The sequence below is a fragment of the Bradyrhizobium sp. UFLA05-89 genome, from assembly GCF_059803475.1.
On sequence record NZ_JBANBA010000069.1, the window covers coordinates 22,820 to 47,775 of the forward strand.

Here is a 24,956-nt window from a genome sequence, read left to right on the forward strand (position 1 = left end):
TCCCCGCCTTCGCGGGGAATGACTGCGGAAGAGGAGGCTATAGCCCTCACGTGAACTTCGCCTCCACCACGCCCAGTCCGTCCAGCTCCATCCGCACCTTGTCGCCCGCCTTCAGCCACAGCGTTTTCACGAGGCTGCCGGTGAGCACGAGCTGGCCGGCGTGCAGGCCCTTGCCTTCGGCGGCGAGATGATTGGCGAGCCAGGCGAGTGCGTTGTGGGGATGGCCGAGCACGTCGGCGCCGATGCCCTTGCCCGCCTCCTCGCCGTTGACGAGGGCGCGGCCAGCGACTGCCCGCAGATCGGGTACATTGGCACGGTCGAGTGTGGCGCCAAGCACGCAGCCGGCGGCGAAGAAATCATCCGCGATCAGCGTCGGCGCGCCCATGGTCTCCCACTTCACGTAGCGGTCGTCGACGATCTCGATTGCGGGAGCGTAGGCATCGACCGCCTCTCCCACCCATTCGGCGGTGAACGGCGCCTCGCTAGGGGCAAGGTCGCGCTTGAGCCGCACGGCGATCTCGCATTCGACGCCGACGCGCACATAGTCGGAAGCGGCCAGTTTTGCGCGGCTGTCATATACGACCTTTTCGAACACGCCACCGGCGCAGGGATGGTCGATCTGCATGTAGTCCTGCATGACCTGGCTGGTGCAGCCGATCTTGTAGCCGACCAGCGCGCCGACATGGGGCAGCAGCAGGTCGTGCAGCGCGCCCTGGATCTTGTAACCCTCCGCCTCATCCCTGGGTGGAACCTCGAGCGGCGCGAGCGGAGCGTGGTTGCGGCGCGCTAGCGCGATCTCCTTCGCGGCTGCGAGAATTCTGTCCATCGGCGCCGACTCCCACGCTACGCAACTCGAGGCAGCACTTCAGCATCCCCGCCCCCGCCTGACAAGCGCTGCGGCTGCGCCCGGCCGGTCACGCCTTGACGAGGCCAAGCCGGATCAGGCTCTCGGCCGAGCTCAGGATCGCCTCGTCGTTGGAGCGCGCCTGCCAACCGAGCAGCCGCGCCGCCTTGGCGCTGGTCGACCGCCGCACCTTGCCAAGCATCGGCAAGGTGTAGCGCAGCATGGGAACGCCGGTCGCCGCGAGGCGCACCAGCCAGTCCGGCGCCTGGAAACGTGGAACCCGGCGCGCCGCCGGCCCCAGCTCCCGCCTCAGCACATTGGCGATGTCCAGGAGCGACAGCGTCTCGCCAGCGACCGCGATGAAACGCTCGCCCTTGGCCTCGGGCGCGCTCATTGCCCGCAGATGCAGGTCGACCACGTCACGTACGTCGACCAGACCAAAATAGATCCGCGGCACCGCCGGCATGGCGCCGTTGAGCAGCAATTTGACGATCTCGATCGAGCCGGAGAAATCCGGCCCCAGCACCGGACCGAAAATGCCGGTGGGATTGACGACGGCGAGCTCCAGTCCGCCTCCCTCGTGGGCGACGAAATCCCAGGCCGCCCGCTCGGCCAACGTCTTGGATTTGACGTAGGGCTGGACGTCGTCGCCGTCGAGATTGGTCCAGTCGCTCTCGTCGAATGGCGTGGTGCGCGGCGGATGGCCGTAGCCGATCGCGCCCAGCGACGAGGTGATGACCACGCGCTTGACGCCCGCCTCGCGCGCGGCATGCAGCACCCGCAGCGTCCCGTCGCGGGCCGGGATGATCATCTCGTTCTCGTCCCTGGGGACCGTGGTCGAAAGCGGCGAGGCCACGTGCAGGACGTAGTCGCAGCCTACAACCGCCTCACGCCAGCCCTCGTCGCTGGTCAGGTCGGCGGTGAAGAAGGTGAGCCGCTCGGCCGGATCGACACCGCCCTCGCGCAGCATCGCCAGCACATCAGCCTGCCGGTCCGGTCGGCGGACCGTGGTCCGCACCTCGTGGCCTGCGGCCAGCAATTGCAGGACGGCATGGATGCCGACGAAACCCGATCCACCCGTGACCAGAACAGTGCTCATGTCGCAAACCCTTCGCTCGCGGGCCGGCAAATTTGTCCGACCGGACCCTGCTGCCGGCCGCATCTGGTCACTATCTGCGGAACGCACAAGTAGAATGAAATTCGAGACCGGTATGGAAAACCCGACCACCTCGCTTTGCGACGGCGATTGCGACTGCGCCCCCGATCCCATCCTGCTCGGCGACTTCAAGCGCGCGATCCATGCGGTCGGCGGCAAATGGAAGCTCGAGATCCTGTTCGCGCTGATGAACGGGAGCATGCGCTTCGGCGCCTTGCGGCGGTCGGTCGCCGGCATCACCCAGCACATGCTGACCACGCAGCTGCGCGAGCTCGAGCGAGACGGCCTCGTCTCGCGGACCGCCTTTGCCGAAAAGCCGTTGCGGGTGGAGTATGAGCTGACCGATGCGGCCTATGGCCTGCTGCCTGCCTTCAAGGAGTTGTTGAGCTGGTCCAGGCTCTATGGCGGCGCGCGCCCCGCGCTCGCGCAGGATGCGTGATGACGGCGATGTTTCGTGCCGCCGGTCGCATCTTTAGCAGTCGAGTCGATCCCGTTGCTCCGACTCGCAAAAACATCCTCACCCGAAGTGAAGGCTCTTTCGCATGCGAGCTCACGTGAGCCGGAAGGAGTTGCGTCTAGCCCCTTGATCGCGATTCATTTTTCGCGATTGTCACCGCGGGCTTCGGTGCGCGCCCTGATCGGCGCAAAAACTCAAGCACGGCGCGACGCTACGCGCCAGATGCATCGTTCATGAGGAACCGCGGATTGCGGCTCAACTCCTATTCGTCGCGATAGACCTTCTCGCGCTTCTCGTGGCGCTCCTGCGCTTCCACCGACAGCGTTGCGATCGGGCGGGCTTCCAACCGCTTCAACGAGATCGGCTCGCCGGTCTCTTCGCAATAGCCGTAGGTGTTGTCCTCGATGCGCTGGAGCGCGGCGTCGATCTTGGCGATCAACTTGCGCTGGCGGTCGCGGGCGCGGAGTTCGATGGCACGGTCGGTTTCGGACGAAGCCCGATCAGCGAGATCGGGGTGGTTCACGTTCTCCTCCTGCAGGGCTTGCAGGGTGAGCTTGGACTCTTTGAGGATCTCATCCTTCCAGGCGAGGAGCTTCAAACGGAAGTACTCCTTCTGCCGGTCGTTCATGAAAGGCTCTTTTTCGGTCGGTCGGTAATTTTTCAACTTTTCCAAGGGCGGCCTATTCTTTTTTAAGCAACGACTCGCAACGGACAGGGTCCGTTGAGCCGGGCTTATATAGCGGCCTCCTGTGACAGACAATATTTCCCTGATCTTGGCGTTACCGCCCCCAAGTCCTTGCACCGGCAGCTTTATCGGCAAGCGCCTGGGGGCGGTTATCCACTCAATAACCGACCGTGAAACGCTTCCGCAGGTGCGAAGGCCGATCGATCTCGTCGGCCAGCGCAATGGCGTAATCGGCGAATGTGATCCAGCTCTTCCGGCTCGCATCTGCGAGAAGCTGGTCGGTCCCAAGCCGGAACTTGCCGGTCCGCTCACCCTCCACGAACAGGGCCGAGGGCGAGATGAAGGTCCAGTTCAGCTCCTTGTCCTGCCGCAGCAGGTCGAGGAACGCGGAACCTTTCTCCGCTTCGGCCTTGTATTGGGCGGGAAAACCGGGGGTTGTGACCAGTTTCACGCCGGGGGCGACTTCGAGGCTGCCGGCACCGCCAACCACGAGGTAGCGGCCAACCTTCGAGTCCTTGGCGGCGCCGATCAGCTTGTGCGGGTCGCTGGCGAGAAAGTGAACGGAACTGATGGCGACGTCATGCCCGGCCCAGAGCTTGGCGAGCCCGGCTTGGTCGAGGACATCGCCCTTGGTCGGGGTGACGTTCGGCAGTTGAGCGATCTTCTCCGGGTTCCGGGCAATGGCGGTGACGGCGTAGCCGCGGCGGGACAGCTCCTTGGTGATCTCCGAACCGGCCCGGCCCGAGGCCCCAGTGACTGCGATTTTCATGGAAGGCTCCTTTGCTTCTGTGGTAACTAGTGGTGACTAGATATCGCAAAGAATGCTGGTGTTAAGAGAGCACTTTCGGCTTACCTGCTTACGCAGGAGTAACCGGAACAGATCGCGAGGAACGAAGACAATGAAGCCCGATGTCTACGCAGCCAATTGCCCGACACGCCAGATCCTCGATCGCGTCGGCGACAAATGGGCGGTGCTGATCCTGTTGCTGCTGCGTGAGGATGCGATGCGTTTCAATCAGTTGCGCCGGACGATTGAAGGCATTTCGCAGAAGATGTTGAGCCAGGTTCTCAAATCACTCGAACGCGACGGATTGATCAAGCGCCGCGCCATCGCAACCGTTCCGGTGACGGTCGAGTATTCGATCACGCAGCTCGGGCTGACGTTAGCGGCCGCCGTCGATCCCCTGCGCGACTGGGCCGAGCAGAACCTGAAGGACGTCCTCGCTGCACAGCGCCGCTACGACGCGCAGCAGAAGCAGGAGGCGGCCTAACTACCGTTCAAGGTGCGTAAGCAGCCGCCGCAAAACTCTGCTGTCATGCCCCGCGAAGGAAAGCGGGGCATCCAGTATTTTAGAGGCAGCGAGATACGTAACAAGGGCCACGGCGTACTGGGTCGCCCGGTCAAGCCGGGCGACGACGCGAGGAGAGAGTCTTCACAGCGGCTGAGAACCGCGGCTCAGCCCTGCCCGGCCTTTGCGAGCTCGACCTCGACGCGCAGCTCGATCTCGGAGAGCACGGCATCCAGGCCGGGATCGCCGGATGACGATTTGAGGTTCGCTGCCGCATCGCGCAGGCGCATCACCGTCGAGGCGTCGAGGTTGCCCGACAGCAGTCCCATCTTGAGATCGTCGAGCACGTCGAGTGCGGTCTTGCCGCGGGCGACCGAGCGCTTGCGCCGCTCGACCGGGTCCTCCTCGATGCCCTGCAGCGCAAGCAGCGCATCGATGTTGGCGGCGGCCTTCGGCGCGGACGCGGACTTGGTCTCCTGCGTCGAGGAGGTGTCGGGCAGCACAAAGCTGCCGGAGCTCGTCCGCCTGGCCTGGCTGGCGGGCGCTCCAAGCGTGGTGCCGTTCGGTCCGTAGATGCGCATCGCAGGAATCCGCGTGATCGTTGACCGCAGCTTCGCCGCATTATGGTTAATGAGGCGTAAACAGCCCGGCAAAATCTGCCGACAGGCGGCAGTTTCGCTCCGTAAGGCGAACATCGGCTGGCGCCGATGCAGTTCAATTTAATCAACCTATTCAATCAACTAGCTTCATCGCACCACGCTGGCACAGCGCTCGCATAGAGAGGTTCGGACCAGCTCGTCATGGGAGTGTCGAACAGGTCCGAGATCCAAAGGAGCCTCGGGGAGCAGAGGATGCCAGGCGTGCGTTGGGCAAGGTTATTGGGGGTGGCATGTGCCGCGCTGTCAGCGCTGGCCCTCACGGCCGCGCCTGCAAGCGCGACCTCGCGCATCAAGGACCTCGCCAATATCGAAGGCGTCCGGCAGAACCAGCTCATCGGCTATGGCCTCGTCGTCGGCCTCAACGGCACCGGCGATACGCTCAACAACATCCCCTTCACCAAGCAGTCGCTGCAGGCGATGCTGGAACGCATGGGCGTCAACATCCGCGGCGCCACCATCCGCACCGGCAACGTCGCCGCCGTCATGGTGACCGGCAATCTGCCGGCCTTCGCGACGCAGGGCACGCGCATGGACGTCACCGTGTCCGCGCTCGGCGATGCCAAGAACTTGCAGGGCGGCACACTGCTCGTCACCCCCCTGCTCGGTGCAGACGGCAACGTCTATGCGGTCGCCCAGGGCTCGCTCGCGATCTCCGGCTTCCAGGCTGAGGGCGAAGCTGCAAAAATCGTCCGCGGCGTGCCGACGGTCGGGCGCATCGCCAACGGCGCCATCATCGAGCGCGAGATCGAGTTCGCGCTGAACCGCCTGCCGAACGTCCGGCTGGCACTGCGCAACGCCGACTTCACCACGGCAAAGCGCATCGCGGCCGCCATCAACGACTATCTCGGCGTCAAGAGCGCCGAGCCGATCGATCCCTCCACCGTGCAGCTCTCGATCCCGACGGAGTTCAAGGGCAACGTCGTCGCCTTCCTCACCGAGATCGAGCAGCTTCAGGTCGATCCTGATCTCGCCGCCAAGATCATCATCGACGAACGAAGCGGCATCATCGTGATGGGCCGCGACGTCCGTGTCGCGACCGTTGCGGTGGCGCAAGGAAACCTTACCGTCACGATCTCCGAGAGCCCGCAGGTCAGCCAGCCCAATCCGCTGTCGCGCGGCCGCACCGTGGTCACCCCACGCACCGGCGTCAGCGTCACCGAGGACGGCAAGAAGTTCGCGGTCGTCAAGGACGGCGTCTCGCTCCAGCAGCTCGTCGACGGCCTCAACGGCCTCGGCATCGGCCCGCGCGACCTCATCAGCATCCTCCAGGCGATCAAGGCCGCCGGCGCGATCGAAGCCGACATCGAGGTGATGTGATGCAGACCGGCGCGATCAGCACGCCCACCATCGCCTCCTCTGCCTTCTCGGTGCAGAGCCGCAACGGCCGGCCCGACTTCGAGCTCGCGAGCGCCCTGCAAAAGGTCTCGCCACAGCAGCAGGCCAAGGCCCAGAAGACCGCGACCGACTTCGAGGGCATGTTCCTCAACGCGATGTTCTCGCAGATGACGTCGGGCCTGAAGGGTGAAGGCCCGTTCGGCGACACGGTCGGCACCGGCGTGTGGCGCTCGATGCTGACCGAGCAGTACGCGAAGAATTTCGCCAATGCCGGCGGCGTCGGCGTGGCCAGCGAAGTCTACCGCACCCTCATCCTGCAGCAGGCGAAAACCGTCCGCACGGCATAAGGTCCAAACGACATGAACCACTTCAACGCGTCACGTCAGCCGGTGCCCGCCCCTCGCGCTGCCGCTGCACCCGGCAGCGCGAGCGCACCGGGCAGCGCCGAGGCCCGCAAGCTCGCCGAGGACCTGATGGACGCGATGAGCGCGCTGCTCGGGCTGATCGAGCGGGAGACCGAGCTGGTGCGTGCCGGCCGCCTGCGCGAAGCGCTGGCATTTGAATCGAAGAAGCAGGAATTGTCCCGCCGCTACGTCGGCGCCGTCAGCCAGCTCAAGGCGAACCAGACCCAGCTTGCGAAATCCGCGCCCGAGCTGCTCTCGACGTTGCATCGCCATCACGATGCCTTCCGCGCCATGCTTCAGGTCAACCTCACCGTGCTCGCAACCGCGCACGCAGTGTCCGAAAGCGTGATCCGCGGCGTCAACGCCGAGATCCAGAAGCGTAACGTGCCGAACACCTACACCGCCGCCGGCCGGCGCGCGGCACCGGGTCCGCGCCACATCACGCCGCTCTCGGTCAGCCGCTCGCTCTGAGAACGCGTCCCGATAGGGCCGATTTGATGAAAATCCGCGCCGCGAATCAGGCGCGCCGTTAGCCATGTTCCGTAACCGGACCTTTAATAGTAGTTCCCCATAGTTGCGCGATTGGACGGGGTGGGATTTGACTCGGGGGCAAGGCCAGGAGGCTGCCGTGAGTACAGATTTCAGTATCAGGCCGGTGGGGATACCGGCCGCTACGTTGCCTATATCGACGTCGAGCGCGGCGGCGAACGATGCCGTGCAAACTGATTTGCCGGCAAGCCAGACGGTGGCCGCAAGCGATGCGAGCGCGGCCGCGCGCAATGATTTGCAGGGCAATGAGAACGTCTCGCGCCAGGTCGTGTTCAACCAGGCCGCGGCCTCGTTCGTCTTTCAGGTCGTCAATGAAAAGACCGACGCGGTGGTAACGCAATTTCCAGACGACGCGATGCTGCGCCGTCGCGCCTATTTCCACGCCCTCGATCTGAGCAAGTCCGAGCTCTCGCGTCCGGTCTCGACCGACCGCAGCGCCTAGGTGCTCAGCGTGGCCTGGGCCGTATCCAGATAGGTCGAGTTGGTCACGGGATCGGTGACGACGTTCTTGATCTGCGCCGTGCCGGTTCCGCTCAGCGTGAACTTCGTATTGCCAAAGCGAAACGAAGAGTCCTTGATCAGGACCTGCTGATACTGCGTCGTGCCGCCGCTCTGATACTTGACCTGGGCGCGGAAGCCGCTGACCTCTGAAATGGTGAGCGAGAACTTCTTGCCGTCGGAATATGTGCCAGACCAGGTGCCCTGATAGAGTGTCGCGTCGACCGGCACATACTTGGTCTTGCTCGGAACCGACATGCCGGCCGCTTTGTACGAGCTCGACAGGATGCTCATCACGTCGGCCACCAGGACCTCCTACGGCCGGCCAGACAGACCGGCAGCGATGTTACGGTTGATCTCGATCAGCGGACGGAAGTGATCGAACTGCGGGCTGGCCTGCAGCGCAGCGGTCTGGCTCAGCACGAACACGCTGATATTGGCGATCTTCTGCCGGACCTCGAGCGGCTGCGGATTGTTGTCGCGCATCGCTTCGCTGAGGAAGATGGTCCAGAGCTTGCGGTTGAACATCAGCGCCTGCATCGTCTGCTCGCTGAGCGGATCGGCGTTATTGATCGCGTCCTGCAGCTTGTTCGCGGCCTTCAGCAGTGTCTGCGCCTCGACGTCGCGAGGAGATGCAGTGGTCGTGGCGACACGCGCGTAGGCCGAAGCAGCAGAACTCGACATTGATCACCCTGGAGGCTTCCCCGCCCGTTTAAAGGCTTAAGGATTTGTTTCCCAACCCTAGGCAGCACCGCTTAAGATTTGCTTACGTGAGAGTGTGGAAGCACTCCGGACAAGTACGGGTCGCGGGTTCTTCCTTCACGTCAAAGCTAAATGCGAGCGCATGCGCTGTAAATGACAGCACTTATCATACATCGATCTCAGCTAATCGAGTCTTAGCGATCTCATTCAAATAGAACGGCGAGGCACCAGCCTCGCCGCGAAATCTCAAACCAAGCCCGTCAGCTCCGGGACTACCTGAGCAGTTGCAGTACGCTCTGCTGCGACTGGTTGGCCAGCGACAAAGCGGAGACCGCAATCGACTGCCGCGTCGACAGCGCCTGGCTATTCGCCGCCTCCTCGTTCGTATCGGCGAGGGTCAGGCTGGAGGAACCGGTCTGCAGCACGTTGATCAGGTTCTTGCTGAAATCCTGGCGAATCTGCACGATCGACAGGTTCGAACCGAGCGTCGATGCTTCTGCACGAAGCGTCGTACTGGCCGAATTGAGCGACGTAAGGACGGCGTTCGCCGAATTGGTGTCGAGGAAATCAACACTCTGGGTCAGTGGCGCAAGGCTGAGGCCGGCATAGTTGAACGTTACGCCCTGAATGGTCAGGGTGGATCTTCCAGTTTCGTTGAACACGAGCTTCAGCGTGTCGCCATTCAGCAGGTTCACACCATTGTAGGAGGAGTCCTGCGCAGTCGTATTGATCTGTGCCAGCACGTTGTTGTACTGCGCGACGAGATTCGCACGGGTGGCCTGAGAATCCGGGTCGGCGACAGGGGCTGGCGCGGTCAGGCCGTAGAAGGGCTGACCGCTCGCCGCAGCCGTGCCGCCGATCGTGCCGATCGTCGAGGAAGCCGCATCGTTGGATGTCACGATGTTGAGGTGCCCCGTCGTGTCGATCGTTGCCTGCAGGTTGTTCGCCGCCAGCGCCGCATTGAGCTGATTGAGCGTCGAGATCTGCCCGGTGCCGGTGCCGAAGGTGATGCTCGTCGCGGTGCCGCCGCCGGTTGCACCGATCGTCAGCGTCTCGCCGCTCAGCGGGGGCGGGACGCGGGCGGTGGTGCCGGCGGCGAGGCCGAGCGCCGTGAGCACGTTGCCTGAGCCGGAGATCGTCAGATCCTGCGTCGTGCCGGTGCTCAGCACCAGCTGGCCGCTGCCGTTGACGGTCGAGGCCGTCGCGGCACCGGTGATGCTGTCGATCGCGGACAGCACGGTCTGCACCGTCAAGTTGCTGCCGGAGCCGATGCCGATGGTGACGTTGCCAAAGGAATCGGTGGTCGAGGTGGTCTGCGAGGTCGAGAAGGTGATGGTCTTGTTGTCGACGGTCAGAACCGAGCCGTTGGTGATTGCGGTTCCGAGGTCGTTGGAACCCGCGCCGGCGGTGCCGATCAGCTTGGTCGCCGCGGTGATCGGCTGCGCGCCGCTCGTGTTGTCGTTGTTGACGGCGGTGCCGGTGACCGTGTTGTTGGTATAGGCCGTGCCGAGCAGATTGTTGGGGGTCGCACCGGTAATCACGGCTGACGTGACGTTGGATTTGGGCGAATAGCCCGTCGGGCTTTGCAGCACCTGGCTCGCGATCGACTTGGCGCTGTCGACCAGCTTCTGCAGCGAGGTGATGCCGGTGTTGGCGGCCTGCAGCACCTGAACGCCATTGCTGATGCCGTCGAGGAGATTGCTGATGTCGCTGGCGCGATTGTCGAGCCCCTGGGCAGTGAAGAAGTTGGTGGGGTTGTCGAGCGCGGTATTCACCTTCTTTCCGGTCGCAAGGCGCTCCTGCGTCGTCGCGAGCAGGTCTGCCGTCGACTGAAGCGACAACAGGTTCTGGCGAACCGATGCCGAAAGAACGATGTTGGACATTGGCGGATCTTCCTGTTGAGACGCGAAACCGGGTACGAATCGGGGCTCGCCGATCTGGAGAACTGGCTTTTGTCCAGTTTTAGGGGGTGTCCTTTAAATTAAGGTTAATGGCGGCTTAAGCGGCAGGGTTAACGATTGGTTAATCCCGCGACCCGCCCCTTGCCAGGCAGTCGTATCGCGAGACGAAAAAAAGCGGCGGGGCAAATGCCCCGCCGCGATGGTTTGGCTAGCGATTTTCGCCGCGTATCAGCGCAGAAGCTGCAACACGCTCTGCTGCGACTGGTTGGCCAGCGACAGCGCGGACACTGCGATCGACTGGCGGGTCGACAGCGCCTGGCTGTTGGCCGCTTCCTCGTTGGTGTCGGCCAGCGTCAGGTTGGACGAGCCGGTCTGCAGGACGTTGATCAGGTTCTTGTTGAAGTCCTGGCGGATCTGCACGACCGACAGGTTCGAACCCAGCGTCGATGCTTCCGAGCGCAGCGTGGTGCTGGCCGCATTGAGCACGGTCAGCGCCTTGTTGGCCGAAGCGTTGTCCAGGAAGTCGGTGCCCGAGGTGAGGCTCGAGATGCCGAGACCGGCGGTGTTGAAGGTCACACCGGTGATGCTCAGCGTCGACTTGCCGGTTTCGTTGAACGTCAGCTTCAGCGTGTCGCCGTTCAGCAGGTTCACGCCGTTGAAGGACGCATCCTGCGCCGTCGTGTTGATCTGCGCGAGCACGTTGTTGTACTGCGCAACCAGGCTCGCACGCTGGGCCTGCGAGGTCGGATCGGCGACCGGAGCCGACACGGTGGCGCTGTGGAACGGACCGGCGCTGGTGATGGCCGAGCCGCCGACCGTGCCGATCGTCGAGGACGCCGCGTCGTTGGTGGTCGTGATGGAGATCACGCCCGTGGAGTCGATCGAGGCCTGCAGGTTGTTCGCCGCGAGCGCCGAATTGAGCCCGTTCAGCGTCGAGACCTGGCCGGTACCGGTGCCGAAGGTGATGCTGGTGGCAGTGCCGCCGCCGGTGGCGGCGATCGTCAGCGTCTGGCCCGAGATGGCGGGCGGGACGCGAGCGGTCGTGCCGGCGGAGAGACCGAGCGCGGCGAGCGCGTTGCCCGAACCCGAGATCGTGAGATCAGAGGTCGTGCCGGTGCTCAGAGTGACCTTGCCACTCGCGACGGTCGAAGCCGTGCCGGTCCCGGTGATGGTATCGATCGCGGAAAGCACGGTTCCCACCGTCAAGGTGCTGCCCGACTTGATGCCGATGGTGAAGTTGCCGGCGGCGTCCTGGGTCGAGGTGGTCACGGTGTTGTCGAACGTGATGGTCTTGCCGTTGACCGTCAGGACCGAACCGTTGGTGATGGCGGTGCTAAGGTCGTCGGATGACGCACCCGCGGTGCCAACCAGCTGGGTGGCTGCTGTGATATTGACCGCAGTGCCGGTGTTGTCGTTCAGCACGGCAGTGCCGGCGACTGTGTTGTTGGTGTAGGCGGTGCCCAGCAGGTTGCTGGCGGTTGCACCCGTGATCGCGGTCGAGGTCACGGTCGACTTCGTGGAGTAGCCCGTCGGGCTCTGCAGAACCTGGTTGGCGATCGACTTCGCGCTGTCGACCAGCTTCTGCAACGAGGTGATACCGGTGTTGGCGGCCTGCAGCACTTGCACGCCGTTGCCGATACCGTCGAGCAGGTTGCCGATGTCGCTGGCGCGGTTATCGAGGCCCTGGGCGGTGAAGAAGTTGGTCGGATTGTCGAGAGCCGAGTTCACCTTCCGGCCAGTCGACAGACGGGACTGGGTGGTGGCGAGGAGGTCGGCGGTGGACTGGAGGGAGAGCAGGTTCTGACGAACCGATGCGGAGAGAACGATACCGGACATACTGTTACCTTTCTGGTATTAGCTACGCGTCCTGTTTGACCGAGATTGATCAAACGACCGCCGGACGGTGCGTCCAAGCTTCTAACAATCCGTGAAATGAAACCCCCGCTTTTGTCCCCGTCGGGCCGAAACGGCCTCCCGCAACGGCCCAAGTCAGGCCCTTGTCCGTCGTCAGCCAATTGAAATCATTCGCTTTTCGGCAACGTCCGTCGGCGTTTACGGCGCGTTAACCACATTCGGCAAGGATCAGGCCCAATCAGAGCCGACAGCCGTCATTGATTGGGCGCGCCAGTCGCTCATTTACAAAAGCGTTGATGGAGAACAGGCATGGCTCTCAAAGTCGAGCTCAGACCGCACGAACGCATCATCGTCGGCAACTGCGTGATCACCAACACCGACCAGCGCGCCCGCCTTTTGATCGACGGCGAGAACGTGCCGATCCTGCGCGAGCGCGACATCCTCACGCCCGAGACCGCCAACACGCCGGCCAGGCTCGTCTATCTGGCGGTGCAGCTGATGTACATCTCGCCGGATCCGCAGAGCCAGCACGGCACCTATTTCAACCTGGTGCGCGACATCGTCACCGCCGTGCCGAGCGCCTGGCCGATCATCGAGGGCATCAACAACAACATCATGACCGGCGATCTCTACCGGGCGCTCAAGGATGCCCGCAAGCTGATCGCCTACGAGGACAAGCTGCGGGAGCAGTTCGAAGCCACGCATCCGAAGAGCGATGTCAGCTCTGCCGCCTAGACTAGGCGCTTCGCAGATCTCAAAACGAAACCGCCCCGGACCAGGTCCGGGGCGGTTTCGGGCGCTCTTGAGCGATTACTGCGCCGCAAGCGGCGGTGCGTCGATCTCGATCAAGCCGTCGCCCGATCGTCGCGCGCCGAAATCCAGCAAGGCGGCAATGAGCGCATCGATGTCCGTTAGATCCGTGCGGTGATTGACGATCGCCGCGCGGATCGCAAACTTGCCGCCCAGCGTCGTGCTCGAGGGCGCGGCAATGCCCGATACCTGGATGTCGGCAACGATCTCGCGATTGACCTCGTCGTCGGAACGATAGCGGAAGCAGACGATGTTGAGATTGACGGGCGCCAACAATTCGAGCCGAGGCTCGGCGATGATCCGAGCCTCCAGATATTTGGCAAGCGCACAGGTGCGCGCGATCATGGCGCCCAGCCGGTCGGTACCGAAAGTCTTCAGCGTGAACCAGGTCTTGAGCGCACGAAAACCTCGCGACAGATCAGGACCGAAATCACACGGCCAATGCGACCCCGCAGCCAGCCCCCTCGCCTCGCGCCGCAAGTACGCCGCAGGCTGCGCAAAGGCCTGTCGATGCTTCTCACCGTCGCGGACCATGAGGAAGCCGGCATCATAGGGCACCTGCCCCCATTTGTGGAAATCGAGCGCGATGGAATCGGCAAGCTCGATGCCGGCAAGGCGCGGCACAAGTTCGGGTGAAAGAATTGCCAGCGCACCGAACGCACCGTCCACGTGGAACCAGATTCCCTCCTCGCGGCACAATTGGGCGAGAGCGGCGAGATCATCGATGGCGCCGATATCGACGGTGCCGGCCGAGGCAACGACGAGGAACGGCTTGAAACCGACCTCGCGATCGACGGCGATCTGCGCGCGCAGTGCCGCGACGTCGATGCGGTGCTCGGCGTCGACATCGATCTGGCGTAGCGCATCGATGCCGAGCCCCGCGATGTCCATCGCCCTGCCGATGCAGCCATGCGCGGCCTTTGACGTGTAGGCTGTGAGCAGCGCGCCGTCATTGCCGATGCCGTGCTGACGCGCAAGCGAACCCAGCGCGCTCGTGCGCGCCACCAGCACCGCCATCAGGTTGGCCATCGACGTTCCCGTGACGAAGATGCCGCTGGCACCTTGGGGAAAGCCGAACAGCTCGCGCATCCATGCGGTGATCTGGCGCTCGACCTCGATCGGCATGTGATCGCGACCACCGAGATTGGCGTTGAGCCCGGCCGCCAGCATCTCCGCGAGCATGCCGACCGCGGTGCCGCCGCCATGCACCCACCCCATGAAACCGGGATGGACGTTGCCGGTCGCGTAAGGCGCGATCACATCGGAGAACTCGCGATAGACATCGCCAAGATCGGTTGCCGCGCGCGGCACATCCGCCTTCAGTTGCGCGCGAACGCTATCCGGCGCAGGCTGCCACACCGGCCGTTCACGCACATTGGCAATGGAGTCGATCGTTTCGTCCAGCATACGGTGAGCGAGCGCGCGAAACGCATTCCAGTCCTGCGGATCGAGCGACGTGTTTCCAGATGCGCCCTGGATATCGCCCCGTATGATCTCGTTCATGCAACGCTCCCGTCCGCCTTCGCATGTCGCGACAGCATCGCCGTGAATGCGGCAAAGATCTTGCGCATCTGCGGCTGCTTGTACGGAAACACGTCCGACGAATCCATGTTGTGCACCACGGCCGTGTTGTCAGCCTCGAAGATCAGAAGCTCGCCGCGTCTGTTCTCGGCACAGTCGATGGTGAAATAGTCGAGTCCCACGCGAGCGATCATCTTGTCGAGCGCCGCGCGATGACGGCTCGCGAAGGCTGCGTCGAAGTCGCGCATGAAGACGGCTTCCTCCGCGCGCTTCTCTTCGCTGAAGGCCATGTAGGCGTTGAGGTACCAGATATCCCAGCGATCTGCGATCGCCATGTGGCAGGCGTACGGCCTGCCGTCGACGACGGCGAGGCGATATTTGCGGAACAATCCGTCAGCGCTGGAATAGTCGACGAAGCGCGCGACGAAGAACTCCTGCTCCTGCCGCGCGGCCAGATAATCCGCAAGCGCTGCGGCATCATCGACCTTCGCCAGTCCCACGCCCGCATGCGTGCCGCGCGGCCGCACGATCATCGGGAAGTGCAATTCGCTCGTGATGTCCTCGCACCGGATCCGCGCCTGCGACAGTTCCGACAATTGCGCGCGCGTCGCGCAGACCGTCGTGGGGATGTCGAGGCCCGCCGTTCCTGCGAGCAGGCGATGCAGCTTGTCGCGGTCGAGATTGGCGATGCGGTCCGGACGGTTGAGAAGCGGCCGCGGCCAGCGCGAGGCGGCATTGTCGATCGCAGCCAACGCCTCGCGACATTCCTCGGAATCGGATGCGACGACGATGGCGACGTCGTGATCCGGGAGCGGCTCCGGCAGGCCGACACCCTTGACGACGTAGAGCGTCAACAACTCGATGTCCGAGCTTTCGAGCAGGAATTCGATCGGGGTGTTGCCACCCATGTCGATCGCCGCAGCAAGCGCGAGCACGCGCAGCGCGGGCTTTGCAACGGCGCAAGGCGAGCGGAACAATTGGTGGAAGGCGAGCACCTCGGCCTGGATCGCAAGACCCGCCTCCTTGTCACCGAGAAGCTGCGCGATCAACGACAGGTCGAGCCCCTCGCCGGCCTGCGCGGTGCCGTCGGCGATCTTGCTCACGAGCTGATCGCGTAGCGGTCGCAGATCGACGCCGACGAATGCCTGGTGCGTCAACCGCGCAAAGCCGATACGATCGGCAACTTGCGGCGCGCTCACGCCGGGCGGATGCGAAACTTCGGACTGCATGTCAGGCTCCGGATGTAGATGCCGCACTGTTCGTGCGGCCGAGCAGCAGCTCGATCTTGATCAGCACCTGGGCGATGCGATCGAGAATCTGCTGAAGATTCTTTTGCGCTTGCGCTGCATCCGCCGACCAGGCGTCGGTCACGAGCTGCGCGCTGATGCAGAGCCGCAGCGGCGCGGCCTGGGTGCCGTCCGGCCGCTCCAGCCGCACTGGCTGGCCGACGAGACAACGCTGCGCCACCACCTGCCGGTCCGCGGCACTGCCGACGCCATCGTCGTTCAGGTCGCGCGCAAGCGCACGATAGACCGCGTTGGTGTCGGCGATCGATACCGGCCGGCCATCGCGCAGAAGCATGATGGGAAAAATCGTCTCGTGCACGAACTCCTCGTCGTCCACGCCACTTCGGTGCGCGGTGGACGCGATCGCGCCGAGCGAGGGCGTCAAGGCTATCATGTCGTCGATGCCGGCCTTGAACTCACCGAGCGCTTTGGCACGGAAGGCACCGGGCAGCGCGTAGTAGCGGGCGATCTCTGCCAGCGCCGCCTCCCAGCGCAGCCACTGACCGAAATTCGGCCGGCGCTCGAAACGTGATCGCAGGCCGTTCCAGCCCCTCGGCCAATCGAAGAAGCTGGCGTAATCAAGGAAGCCCGGTGCAATCTCATTCAAGCGACCGAGCGCGCGCGCAAATCCCTTGGGCACCAGGAGCGCGCCACTGAAGGCCGGCCCGCCGAAGAATTTCGAGCCGGTGACCAGCACCAGGTAGCCGCGATCGAGATAGAAGCGCAGCCGTCGCCGCCCCAGCCGCATCTGGCAGGCATCCACCGCGATCTGAACCCTGCCCGGCCAACGTTTTGCGATCTCGTCGAGACAGTCCTCGCTCGGCGCACGCCAGCCGAGCTTCGAAGAGTCCATGATCTGAAGCAGCACGGGCGCGCCTTGCGCGACCACCGTCTGGATTGCGCGAAGCACCGCGGAATCGGCGTCCGCCTCAGCCATCAGCGGCAGCGCGATACTGTCGCCGCCAAGACCTGCGATCGGACTGTCCTTGCGGACCGACACACCGCTCGCCGTCGCCGAGCTGAAATGGCGCCCGCGCGCGGTGAGCGCGGTTCCGCTTCCCGTCTGGTCGGAGCCGACGACGATGGTGACCGGCGGCGCGCCGAGCACGGCACGCGCCAGGAACAGCGCGTGAAGCTGCGCATCCGTGCCGGAAGGCGAGAACACGACATCCACCCGCGGCGACAGCTGGAGATGGCCGCGCAATTCGTCGCGCATGTCCTCGAGGCGGGCGTCGAAGGCGATCTCCACCTCGTCGAACAACGATTTGTGCACGAGCTCCTCGCGCGCGAGCGCGGCGCGGTCATAGGCCACTTGCGAGATCGAGGACGCGGTCGAGGATGCGAAATTCCAGATCTCGGGCGTCGGCTGCGGCGCGCAGGCGTAGGCGTTGAGACCGTCCCGCGGATCGAGCGCCAGGCGCTGGTCGCCACCGGAGGCCAGCAGCGTCTCCAGCGGCGTGAAGAGGTCGCGCAGCCCGTATCGCGGGCCGTCTTCAGTTCGAAGGCGGGGTACGCCGGCGCTCATCCGGAAAGCTCACGCGGCGTCTGCGGCGGCGGATGCCGGCGCGAATTGCGAGGTGATGTCGCCGTGGAACACTGACGGTCCCACGTGATCAAGCGAACTCTGGATATCGGCCCAGATCTCGCCGCCGATATCGGTCCAGCGCTTGCAGAAGGCGAAGTCCTCAGAGAGATAGGTGCCGGTCGCAGGATCGATCATGCATTCAAACAGCGCGAAGCGGTTCTGGCTCGTAGCCAGCGTGTCGTGCGAATGCTCGCGGAAGAACTGCAGGCCCGCGTAATTCGGATGCCGACACATCGCTTCCAGCGCGTGACGGCGGATCATCAGGAAGCCGGTCCCCGCGTAACGCACGCGGGTAAATCCGTTGACGACGACGATGCGGTCGGCATCCTCGATCTCGAGCACGTAGTCGAGCGAAGCCGCCGGCACGTCGGCCCTGCCGGCCTGGATCGCCCGCTTGGCCTTGTCCCAGTTGATCCGCTTGATCGGATAGCAGCCGGCGACGACGTCGGCCCCGCATTCGATCAGCCGGAACACCTGCTCGGGCGCAAAGCCGATGTCGGCGTCGACGAACAGGAAATGCGTCGCCTTGGGATCGTCGAGGAACATTGCGACCAGATTGGCCCGCGCGCGGGTGATCAGCGCGTCGCCGTCGCGCAAGAGCACCTTGAGCTCGAGATTGGACATGCCGTGCACGGCGCGCTGGAGCGCGAAGACCGAGCTCGCATAGATGCTCGACACCTGCCCGCCGAAACACGGCGTTGCCACCACAAGCTGCATCCGATCCGACATCGATGGCCCCGCGTGCCCCAAGTCCTCACCAAGAGGTAAACAGGCATGGTTAATGGAGCCTTAACGCTCCCTTACAGGAACTTGACGAGTGAGAGCTGCGCCAGGTTTGCCGTGGTCTGGTAGGACGCCTGGAGCGCGTTCTGGAGCGCCAGGATCTCGCTCGCAACCTGGTCGGGAGACGCCGACTCTGCCTGGTCGATGATGGTCTGAAGCTGCGCCTTGGCCTGGGTCTGACGCGTGGTCGCGTCCTTCATCGTGTTCTGGGCCATCGCGATATCGGTCTGGATATCCTCGATCTTCTGTTGCCCAGGTTGCGGCGTCAGCGCCTGCGTTGTGCGCAGGCTCAGGGCCGCGACCTGCGCCCCGGAATATTGGCCGGTCGGCGAAGTCGAGAACGTGCCGAACACGGCAATCGCCTGCAACTGACTGCGGATCGCATCCTCGTCGGCCTGCGCGCCGTATTGCACCGTGACGGAATCGTCGACCCGCGCCACCGCGGTCGAGCGCGGCGAACCGGGCCCGTCATTGCCCTGGTACCATTTCACGGTGTTGGCGGAGCCGTTCACCAGCGTGGTGGCCGAGCTCGCGGGCGAGGAGCCGACGCGCAGCGGCGGCTGCGTGGCTGTGATCGGCGACGAGCTGAAACCCAGCGCGCCCAGTGCCGCCACCGCGCCCGGAGTCGAGCCCGATATGCTCAGGCTCGCCGCATCGTCGGTGTTGATCGTGATCGCGCCACCATGGACGGTCGACGGCTTCGAGGTCCCCGTGATCTGGTCGATCTTGGTAAGCAAGGTCTGGATGCTGTCGGTGACGTTGAGCTGGTTGCCGGTCGCGCCCGATGCAACAAAGCTGAGCGTGGTCCCGTTGACGGTCATGGTGTCGCCGGCGGTGAAGCCCGGCGAGATCGAGTCCGAGGGAGCCGTGCCGGACAATGCCGTCGTCCCGCTGATCGGTGCGGGTGGCGCCGCCTGGTTGGTCTTGGCAGCGCCGATCGCCGAGCTCGCGGTGTTGAAGAAGTTGTCGCCGGCGGCCACGGCGGATGCCGCCACCAGCGAGGTGTTGGCGAGCTTCTGGATCGCGGTGTTCAGCGCGGTGTTGAGATTCGTGGCGGTGTTGCCCGGGGTTGTCGTATCGATCGCAAAGCTGCCGGCCGGCGTCGGCGTGGCGGTCGAGGCGGTCAGGTCGATCTGCTCGGTCGAGCCGTCCGGTAGCGTGAACTGGACGCTAAGCTTGTCGCCATTGTTCGGATTGGTGCCGTTGAGGTCCACCGAAAACGACACCGGCGAGCCGCTCGGACCCGTGACTGTCGCGCCTGTCAGCGTCGAGGAGACGGCAGCGATCTTCAACCCGAACGGCGATCCCGCGACGTCCTCGGACACCTGCACAGAGCTCGGCGTCGGCTGCGTCTGCACCAGCCGACCCATGCCGTTGGCGCCGAGGTCGGCCGCCTGGCGTTCTGCCATGATGGTCTTCAGGCCCGCCTGTGTCGTGGTGCCGTTGATGATGGTGCCAGCGTCCGCGACCGACTGCGTGTTGAAGGCGGTCCCGGAGAACAGATAGCGGTTGCCCGACTGCGTGTTGAGGACGCCGACCATCGAGGCGAACTGGGCAGCGGCGGTGTTCTGCGCAATGGTCTGTCCGTTGACGTTGAGATCCTGGGCGGTGCTGGCGGAGCCCGTCTGCACCGTGTTGCGGATCGTCGTCAGCGACTGGAGCGCGGTGTTGGCGAGGTTGATGTTGACGTTGACGTTGGTGATCGTGTCGGTATAGGCGGCGATGTTCGAAAGCTGCGCGCGCGAGGCGATCGCAAAGCCTTCGTTGGTCCCCATGCCGGAATAATTCTGCGAGAGCTTGCCGGTAGAGAGCTGCGTCGACAGGTCGGTGAGCTGCTGATTGATGTTGCGGATCTGCGCGCCGAGGACCGACGAGGAATAGTTGATGCTGCTGATCGACATGTTTCAGAGCCCTGTACTAGTTACGTCTGAGCCTGGAGCAACGTGTTCATCATGCTCTGCACCACCGACATCACGTGAGCGTTGGCGGCATACGCATTCTGGAGCTGGATCAAATTCGACATCTCCGAGTCGATGTTGACGCTGGATGTCGAGTTGAACTTTGCCTGGAGCGTCGAGACCACGACGCTCTGGCCCTGCTGCAACGCTGTCGCCTGGGTCGAGGCATTGCTCTGGATGCTCAGGAACTGCTGCAGATAACTCGAGACCGTGCCGCTGAACGGTTGGCTCGACGAGCCCAGCCCCGTCGTCGGCGAGTACGAGAACACCGAGCTGGTGAGCTGCGTGTAGAGGAAGTCCGAGCGCGTGGTATCGCCGGCGGGCGTCACCGGCGTGGTGTTGTAGACCGAGAGCTTGCTCGGGTCGGTCACTACCGCCGCGTTCACGCCGATGCGTCCCGCAAGTCCGGTCATCTGCGATCCCGATGAGGTGATCGCGCCGGTGTATAGCGCGCTGCCGTCGGTGAATAACGGCAATTGCGCATTGCCCGACTGGAGCGCGGAGATCGTCTTGGTCACCGAGGCCGACTTGACCGTGCTCGAACCGGTACCGTCGTCCGTGATCTGGAGCGTCGTGCCGGAGCCTGCAAACGACAGATGTGCGCTGCCGGCGAGCGCGGTGTTGAGCGTGGACAGGATCGTGGCCATCGGCGCGGAGAAGTCGACGCCGACTTTGAGCGGATTGGCATTGGTGGCATTTTGCAACGGCAGCGCCGCCGGATCGGTCACGTTGACGATCGTGATCTGGCGCTGGGTGTTGGTCGCGGTGTCGGTGTAGGTCAGGTTGACCGAATTGCCAGGCGCCGTATTGGAAATGTCGACCGTGAAGCCGGACGGCGGGCCGGCGACGGCCGTGCCGGCCGTGGTCTTGTCGGACATGGCGCTCGCCATCGTCGCAGCGAGCTGGTCGACCTGGGTCTGCGCCTGCACCAGCGTCTGGTCGCGCAGCTTGAGATCGGCGGCGATCTGTCCCGACGACACCACGTTGTTGGCGACGACGTCGATCGACGAGCCATTCGGCAGCGAGATGTTGAACGCGCCGACGCCGGATTTGGCCGGATTGCTGTCATAGAGCGAGTTCGCCGTCAGCGCGCCCGCGGACGAGAAGGTGAACTTCGAGGCCAGCCCCGCGCCGACGAGCTGGATACCGGTGTTGGTGTAGACGTTGGCCTGGTTCGATCCGTCGGTGACGACGCGGACGTCGACATATTTCGACAGGGTGTTGATCGCCTGGTCGCGCTGATCCATCAGCGTCGCGGCCGACGGATCGCTCGAGCTCAGGCCTTGCAGCTTGGTATTGATGTCGGCGATCTGCTGCATCGCCGCGTTGGCCTGCTGCGCCGAGGTGCCGAGATCCTGCTCGGCATTGCTGCGCAGCGACTGGATGCCCTTGGTCGTGAGATTGAGCTGCTGCGCCAGCGACTGCGCGGCGGCAACCGCGACGGTCTGCGCCGACGACGCGCCTGCGCTCGTCGACAACGCCTGCAGCGAGCTCGTGAAATCGTTCAGCGCGGTCTCGAGCGTGCCGCTGCCGCCGGGGTTGCCGTAGACATTCTGAAGCTGCTTCAGGATGTTGGCCATCTGGTCGGCATAGCCGCCGCCGCCGGTCTCGGTGCGGAGCTGGCCCTGCACGTAGGCATCGAGGTCGCGGCTGACGCCGGTGGTCGTCACCGTCGAGCCGAAATTGCCGGTGGTGACCTCGATCTGATTCGGAGACTGGGCGACGTAACCCGGCGTCTGCGAATTGGCGACGTTCGAGGAGACGATCGAAAGCGCGGCCTGGTTGGCACGCAGGCCGCTCATTGCGCTGGCGAGGGATGAACTCAAACCCATGTTACTGCCCGCCTCTGGTTACGCTGCGTCAGCGCTGATCAGCGCAACACGTTCAGGAGATCCTGCACCATCGAGTTCGCCGTCGTGATGACCTTGGTGTTGGCCGAATAGGCCTGCTGGGTCACGATCAGCTTGGTGAATTCGTCGGCGATGTCGGTGTTCGATCCCTCGAGCGACGAGCCGCTGATGCTGCCGGAAGCGCCATCGATCGCCGGGCCCGACTGGTCGGTGACGGCGTAGGCGCCGCCGTCCATCGCCTTCAGGTAGTTGGTGCCGTTGAAGTGCGACAACGTCACCGCGGCGAGATCGAGGTTCTGGCCGTTGGAGAAGGTGCCGACCACGATGCCGTTGTTGTTGACGGCGACTGAGCGGAGCTGGCCGGCGGCGTAGCCGTTCTGCGTGATGGTGTTGATGGTGACGGCGCCGCTGGTGCTGGCATATTGCGTCAGTCCGCCGGAGGAGATGTTGAAGGCGACCGAGCCCAGCGACTGGCCGCCGACGGTGACGTTGGGGATGGTGATGCCCGAACCGCTCGGGGAGGTGAGCGAGCCGTCGCTGGCAAAGGTGAAATTGGTGCCGGTGTTGATCCATGCCGTCTGCGTGCCGGTCGCATTGGCGTCCGACTGATAGAACAGGTTCCAAGTGTCGGTGTGCCCGGCGCCGAGTGAGGCGCTGTCGACCTTGCCCCATCGCAATTGCAGGTTCACCGGCGTGCCGGAAGCATTGTACGCGGTCACCGCGCCGCCGCTGATGGACTCCTTGGTGAAGGTCGCAACGTCGTTGCTAGTCACGACGCTGTTGCCGGTGCCGCGGGCCTGCGATACCGAGCTGAAACCGAGCGCGGAAAGGTCGGCCGACGGCGTGCTCGTGACGGTGAGGTCCAGCATGGCGCCGGTGTGAAGCGTGATGGCGCCGCCGCTGATCGTCGGTGCCACGCCGGTGATCCCGCCGATCGCCGAGAGCAGATCACCGACGGTATCGTCCGCGCGGACGTGGGTCGAATCCTGCAGGCCAGTGCCGGCCGCGGTAATGGTGATCGTGGTGCCGTCGACCACGATAGTGTCGCCAGCGGCGAAGTCCGTCGTCAAGGAGTCGCTACCCGCGGCGCCCGACAGCTTCGTTGCGGAGGTGATGGGAGCAGCAGCCTTGTTGTTGACGGCCGTGCCGGAGATCGTCGCATCGACATAGGGCAACGGGCTCGACACGAAGTCGGACGGATTGAGGCCACCATAGGCCACGAGGGAGCCGCTCGTCGCCGTCGAGCTCGCCAAGGTGTTCGGCTGGGTTGGCAGGTTCGCTGCATATTGGATTGAGGTGGTTGCCTGCGCCGGGACGAAGTTGTTCTGGAATTGCAGCACCGTCGGCACGTTGCCGAGCGCGTTGCCGGTCTTCGGGTCGACCGCGACGCCCATCAGGTAATAGCCGGCACCGTTGACGAGATTGCCGTTGGCATTGACCTGGAAGTCACCGCGGCGAGTATAGTAGTTGACGCCGTCGAACACCGGCACGTTGTCGACGACGCCGCTCGCCTTCTGCACCGAGAAGAAACCGTCGCCGGTGATCGCCATGTTGGTGGCGACGCTGGACGAGGAGATCGTGCCCTGCGTCGTGATGGTCGCCTGCGCGTGCGCGGTGACGCCGCCCGCGACCTGCTTGCTGGGCACCTCGGCGTCGGGAATGAGATCCTCGAAGCTGGTTCCGATGCCCTTGTAGCCAGTGGTGGATGAGTTCGCGATGTTGCCGGAAATGTTCTGAAGCGCGTAGGACTGCGCCTGCAGGCCACCCACCGAGGTGTTCATTGCATCGAAGATACCCATAACTTTGTCTCCAAAATCGATCTCGGCGGCCGGCCGACCCTTGGCCGCAATCGAATGGAGACGTCGCAAGGCCTATGCCAATGCGGGTATCTGAATAAAATCAATGCCTTAAATACACATGCCCCGGCCGTGAGACCGGGGCACAATTGCCGGGGCGGCAACAATTGCCGGCCTTACCCTTACGTCGCGGACGCTGCCGCGGGGTGGAAAACGAGCCCAAAACCGTCGATGCAGTAGCGCAATCCGGTCGGCTTTGGGCCATCGTCGAAGACGTGGCCGAGATGGCCGCCGCAGCGACGGCAATGCACCTCGGTGCGAACCATGCCGAAGGTCCGGTCCTCGGTCTTGCCGACATTGCCCTCGATCGGCTGGTAGAAGCTTGGCCAGCCGGTGCCGCTCTCGAACTTGGTGTCGGAGGCGAACAACGGCAGGTCGCAGCCGGCGCAGGCGAAGACGCCCTTGCGATGTTCCTTCAGCAGCGGGCTGGAACCGGGCCGTTCGGTGCCCTGGTTACGCAGAATCTCATATTGCTGCGGCGTGAGCTGGGCACGCCACTCGGCCTCCGTCTTCTCGATCTCGAATTTCTCCGCGGCCTTCTCTCCAGCCTTGGCCGGGGTCGCTCTCAGCCGGCGGAACGCCGTCAGGCCGAACAGGCCGGCGACGAACGTCAACAGGATGCGGCGGTCAAACATCTCTTTCTCCGTGCGAGGGAACTGTTCATCTGTCCACGCGCTGAGATACGGGCTTGAACGCGCGACGTTACACCGTCAGGCGGAGTTTTTTCTCAAATTATTGCGAGACGCCCTGCTCCTGCGGCTCGGCTTCCTCGGCATGCGGCACCGGTTCCGGCCGTGGCGAGGGCCGAACCGGGCGCACCGCGCCGGGCGGCGGGCGCCGCGGGCCCGTGCCGGCGGCCCGGTTGGCCCGAGCCAGCTTCGCCTCGCGTTCCCGCTCCTTGACCCGCCCTCGCTCGCGGTAACGGGCGAGCGAGCCGGCCGCGGCCGAGCTCGCCCTGCCCCAGAGCCCGATCA

Annotated in this window: 24 protein-coding genes and 1 pseudogene; 7 read left to right on the forward strand and 18 right to left on the reverse strand. The window is 64.2% G+C overall.

Annotation, left to right across the window (positions count from 1 at the left end; translation table 11 throughout):
• Window positions 1-46: 46 nt before the first annotated feature.
• Together SO139_RS29235 and SO139_RS29240 are read right to left on the reverse strand one after the other, a co-directional pair.
• Window positions 47-826, reverse strand: a complete 780-nt coding sequence (locus SO139_RS29235; protein ID WP_449377070.1) for a 2-keto-4-pentenoate hydratase — start codon at window positions 824-826, stop codon at window positions 47-49.
• An 88-nt stretch (window positions 827-914) separates the two neighbouring features.
• Complete coding sequence (locus SO139_RS29240; RefSeq protein WP_498541057.1) at window positions 915-1,943, reverse strand: SDR family oxidoreductase; 1,029 nt, start codon at window positions 1,941-1,943, stop codon at window positions 915-917.
• Window positions 1,944-2,037: 94 nt separating this feature from the next.
• On the opposite strand from SO139_RS29240, the gene SO139_RS29245 reads away from it, so the two are divergent.
• Window positions 2,038-2,439 carry a winged helix-turn-helix transcriptional regulator gene (locus SO139_RS29245; RefSeq protein WP_449377068.1) on the forward strand — a complete coding sequence of 134 codons (402 nt, stop codon included), beginning with the start codon at window positions 2,038-2,040 and terminating at the stop codon, window positions 2,437-2,439.
• Between the two features lie 280 nt (window positions 2,440-2,719).
• Here the strand turns inward: SO139_RS29245 and dksA are convergent, their stop codons facing one another.
• On the reverse strand, window positions 2,720-3,085 hold the full coding sequence (gene dksA, locus SO139_RS29250) for an RNA polymerase-binding protein DksA (RefSeq protein ID WP_085966600.1): 366 nt from the start codon (window positions 3,083-3,085) through the stop codon (window positions 2,720-2,722).
• A 214-nt stretch (window positions 3,086-3,299) separates the two neighbouring features.
• Window positions 3,300-3,911, reverse strand: a complete 612-nt coding sequence (locus tag SO139_RS29255; RefSeq protein WP_498541058.1) for an NAD(P)-dependent oxidoreductase — start codon at window positions 3,909-3,911, stop codon at window positions 3,300-3,302.
• 130 nt (window positions 3,912-4,041) lie between these two features.
• Between SO139_RS29255 and SO139_RS29260 the strand changes: the two genes are divergently transcribed.
• Window positions 4,042-4,413, forward strand: coding sequence for a winged helix-turn-helix transcriptional regulator (locus SO139_RS29260; RefSeq protein WP_027526331.1), 372 nt, complete (start codon window positions 4,042-4,044; stop codon window positions 4,411-4,413).
• A gap of 185 nt (window positions 4,414-4,598) precedes the next feature.
• Here the strand turns inward: SO139_RS29260 and SO139_RS29265 are convergent, their stop codons facing one another.
• Window positions 4,599-5,012, reverse strand: coding sequence for a flagellar assembly protein FliX (locus tag SO139_RS29265; RefSeq protein WP_449377066.1), 414 nt, complete (start codon window positions 5,010-5,012; stop codon window positions 4,599-4,601).
• Window positions 5,013-5,282: 270 nt separating this feature from the next.
• On the opposite strand from SO139_RS29265, the gene SO139_RS29270 reads away from it, so the two are divergent.
• The 4 genes from SO139_RS29270 to SO139_RS29285 all read left to right on the forward strand — a co-directional run bounded on the left by SO139_RS29270 (window position 5,283) and on the right by SO139_RS29285 (window position 7,820).
• Window positions 5,283-6,407, forward strand: a complete 1,125-nt coding sequence (locus SO139_RS29270) for a flagellar basal body P-ring protein FlgI (RefSeq protein ID WP_449377065.1) — start codon at window positions 5,283-5,285, stop codon at window positions 6,405-6,407.
• Complete coding sequence (flgJ, locus tag SO139_RS29275) at window positions 6,407-6,772, forward strand: flagellar assembly peptidoglycan hydrolase FlgJ (protein WP_449377064.1); 366 nt, start codon at window positions 6,407-6,409, stop codon at window positions 6,770-6,772. The genes SO139_RS29270 and flgJ overlap by 1 nt, the downstream gene beginning before the upstream one ends.
• A 12-nt stretch (window positions 6,773-6,784) precedes the next feature.
• Window positions 6,785-7,300, forward strand: coding sequence for a hypothetical protein (locus SO139_RS29280; RefSeq protein ID WP_498541059.1), 516 nt, complete (start codon window positions 6,785-6,787; stop codon window positions 7,298-7,300).
• Window positions 7,301-7,457: 157 nt separating this feature from the next.
• The gene (locus tag SO139_RS29285) at window positions 7,458-7,820 is read left to right on the forward strand and encodes a hypothetical protein (RefSeq protein ID WP_449377062.1); all 363 of its coding nucleotides are present in this window, start codon (window positions 7,458-7,460) and stop codon (window positions 7,818-7,820) included.
• Here the strand turns inward: SO139_RS29285 and SO139_RS29290 are convergent.
• The 4 genes from SO139_RS29290 to SO139_RS29305 all read right to left on the reverse strand — a co-directional run bounded on the left by SO139_RS29290 (window position 7,817) and on the right by SO139_RS29305 (window position 12,315).
• Window positions 7,817-8,182 (reverse strand): hypothetical protein, encoded by a 366-nt coding sequence (locus tag SO139_RS29290; RefSeq protein ID WP_449377061.1) that lies wholly within the window; start codon window positions 8,180-8,182, stop codon window positions 7,817-7,819. The two genes, SO139_RS29285 and SO139_RS29290, sit on opposite strands and share 4 nt — an antisense overlap.
• A 9-nt stretch (window positions 8,183-8,191) precedes the next feature.
• Window positions 8,192-8,560, reverse strand: a complete 369-nt coding sequence (gene flaF / locus SO139_RS29295; protein WP_449377060.1) for a flagellar biosynthesis regulator FlaF — start codon at window positions 8,558-8,560, stop codon at window positions 8,192-8,194.
• A gap of 290 nt (window positions 8,561-8,850) precedes the next feature.
• Window positions 8,851-10,461: a flagellin N-terminal helical domain-containing protein gene (locus SO139_RS29300; protein ID WP_449377059.1), complete on the reverse strand. Its 1,611-nt coding sequence runs from the start codon at window positions 10,459-10,461 to the stop codon at window positions 8,851-8,853.
• A 246-nt stretch (window positions 10,462-10,707) separates the two neighbouring features.
• Window positions 10,708-12,315: a DUF1522 domain-containing protein gene (locus tag SO139_RS29305; RefSeq protein ID WP_449377058.1), complete on the reverse strand. Its 1,608-nt coding sequence runs from the start codon at window positions 12,313-12,315 to the stop codon at window positions 10,708-10,710.
• A gap of 327 nt (window positions 12,316-12,642) precedes the next feature.
• Here SO139_RS29305 and flbT point away from each other — a divergent pair, with 327 nt between their 5' ends.
• Window positions 12,643-13,068 carry a flagellar biosynthesis repressor FlbT gene (gene flbT, locus SO139_RS29310; protein WP_449377057.1) on the forward strand — a complete coding sequence of 142 codons (426 nt, stop codon included), beginning with the start codon at window positions 12,643-12,645 and terminating at the stop codon, window positions 13,066-13,068.
• Between the two features lie 75 nt (window positions 13,069-13,143).
• On the opposite strand, the gene SO139_RS29315 is transcribed toward flbT, so the two are convergent.
• From SO139_RS29315 to SO139_RS29355, 9 genes and pseudogenes are all read right to left on the reverse strand, one after another.
• Complete coding sequence (locus tag SO139_RS29315; protein ID WP_498541060.1) at window positions 13,144-14,646, reverse strand: pyridoxal phosphate-dependent decarboxylase family protein; 1,503 nt, start codon at window positions 14,644-14,646, stop codon at window positions 13,144-13,146.
• Entirely contained in the window at window positions 14,643-15,893 is a 1,251-nt protein-coding gene (locus SO139_RS29320) for an ATP-grasp domain-containing protein (protein ID WP_449377055.1), read from the reverse strand. Before SO139_RS29320 ends, SO139_RS29315 begins: the two co-directional genes overlap by 4 nt.
• 1 nt (window position 15,894) lies before the next feature.
• Window positions 15,895-17,475 (reverse strand): hypothetical protein, encoded by a 1,581-nt coding sequence (locus tag SO139_RS29325; protein WP_449377054.1) that lies wholly within the window; start codon window positions 17,473-17,475, stop codon window positions 15,895-15,897.
• Between the two features lie 9 nt (window positions 17,476-17,484).
• Window positions 17,485-18,264 carry a hypothetical protein gene (locus tag SO139_RS29330; RefSeq protein WP_449377053.1) on the reverse strand — a complete coding sequence of 260 codons (780 nt, stop codon included), beginning with the start codon at window positions 18,262-18,264 and terminating at the stop codon, window positions 17,485-17,487.
• Window positions 18,265-18,335: 71 nt separating this feature from the next.
• Window positions 18,336-20,219: a flagellin gene (locus tag SO139_RS29335; RefSeq protein ID WP_449377052.1), complete on the reverse strand. Its 1,884-nt coding sequence runs from the start codon at window positions 20,217-20,219 to the stop codon at window positions 18,336-18,338.
• A 20-nt stretch (window positions 20,220-20,239) separates the two neighbouring features.
• Complete coding sequence (gene flgK / locus SO139_RS29340) at window positions 20,240-22,108, reverse strand: flagellar hook-associated protein FlgK (RefSeq protein WP_449377051.1); 1,869 nt, start codon at window positions 22,106-22,108, stop codon at window positions 20,240-20,242.
• Between the two features lie 38 nt (window positions 22,109-22,146).
• Window positions 22,147-23,925, reverse strand: coding sequence for a flagellar hook-basal body complex protein (locus tag SO139_RS29345; protein ID WP_449377050.1), 1,779 nt, complete (start codon window positions 23,923-23,925; stop codon window positions 22,147-22,149).
• Window positions 23,926-24,104: 179 nt separating this feature from the next.
• A complete protein-coding gene (gene msrB / locus SO139_RS29350; protein ID WP_498541061.1) occupies window positions 24,105-24,617 on the reverse strand; it encodes a peptide-methionine (R)-S-oxide reductase MsrB in 513 nt (170 codons plus the stop codon).
• 97 nt (window positions 24,618-24,714) lie between these two features.
• Window positions 24,715-24,956 (reverse strand): annotated as a pseudogene (locus tag SO139_RS29355) (NAD(P)/FAD-dependent oxidoreductase); the annotation flags it as partial.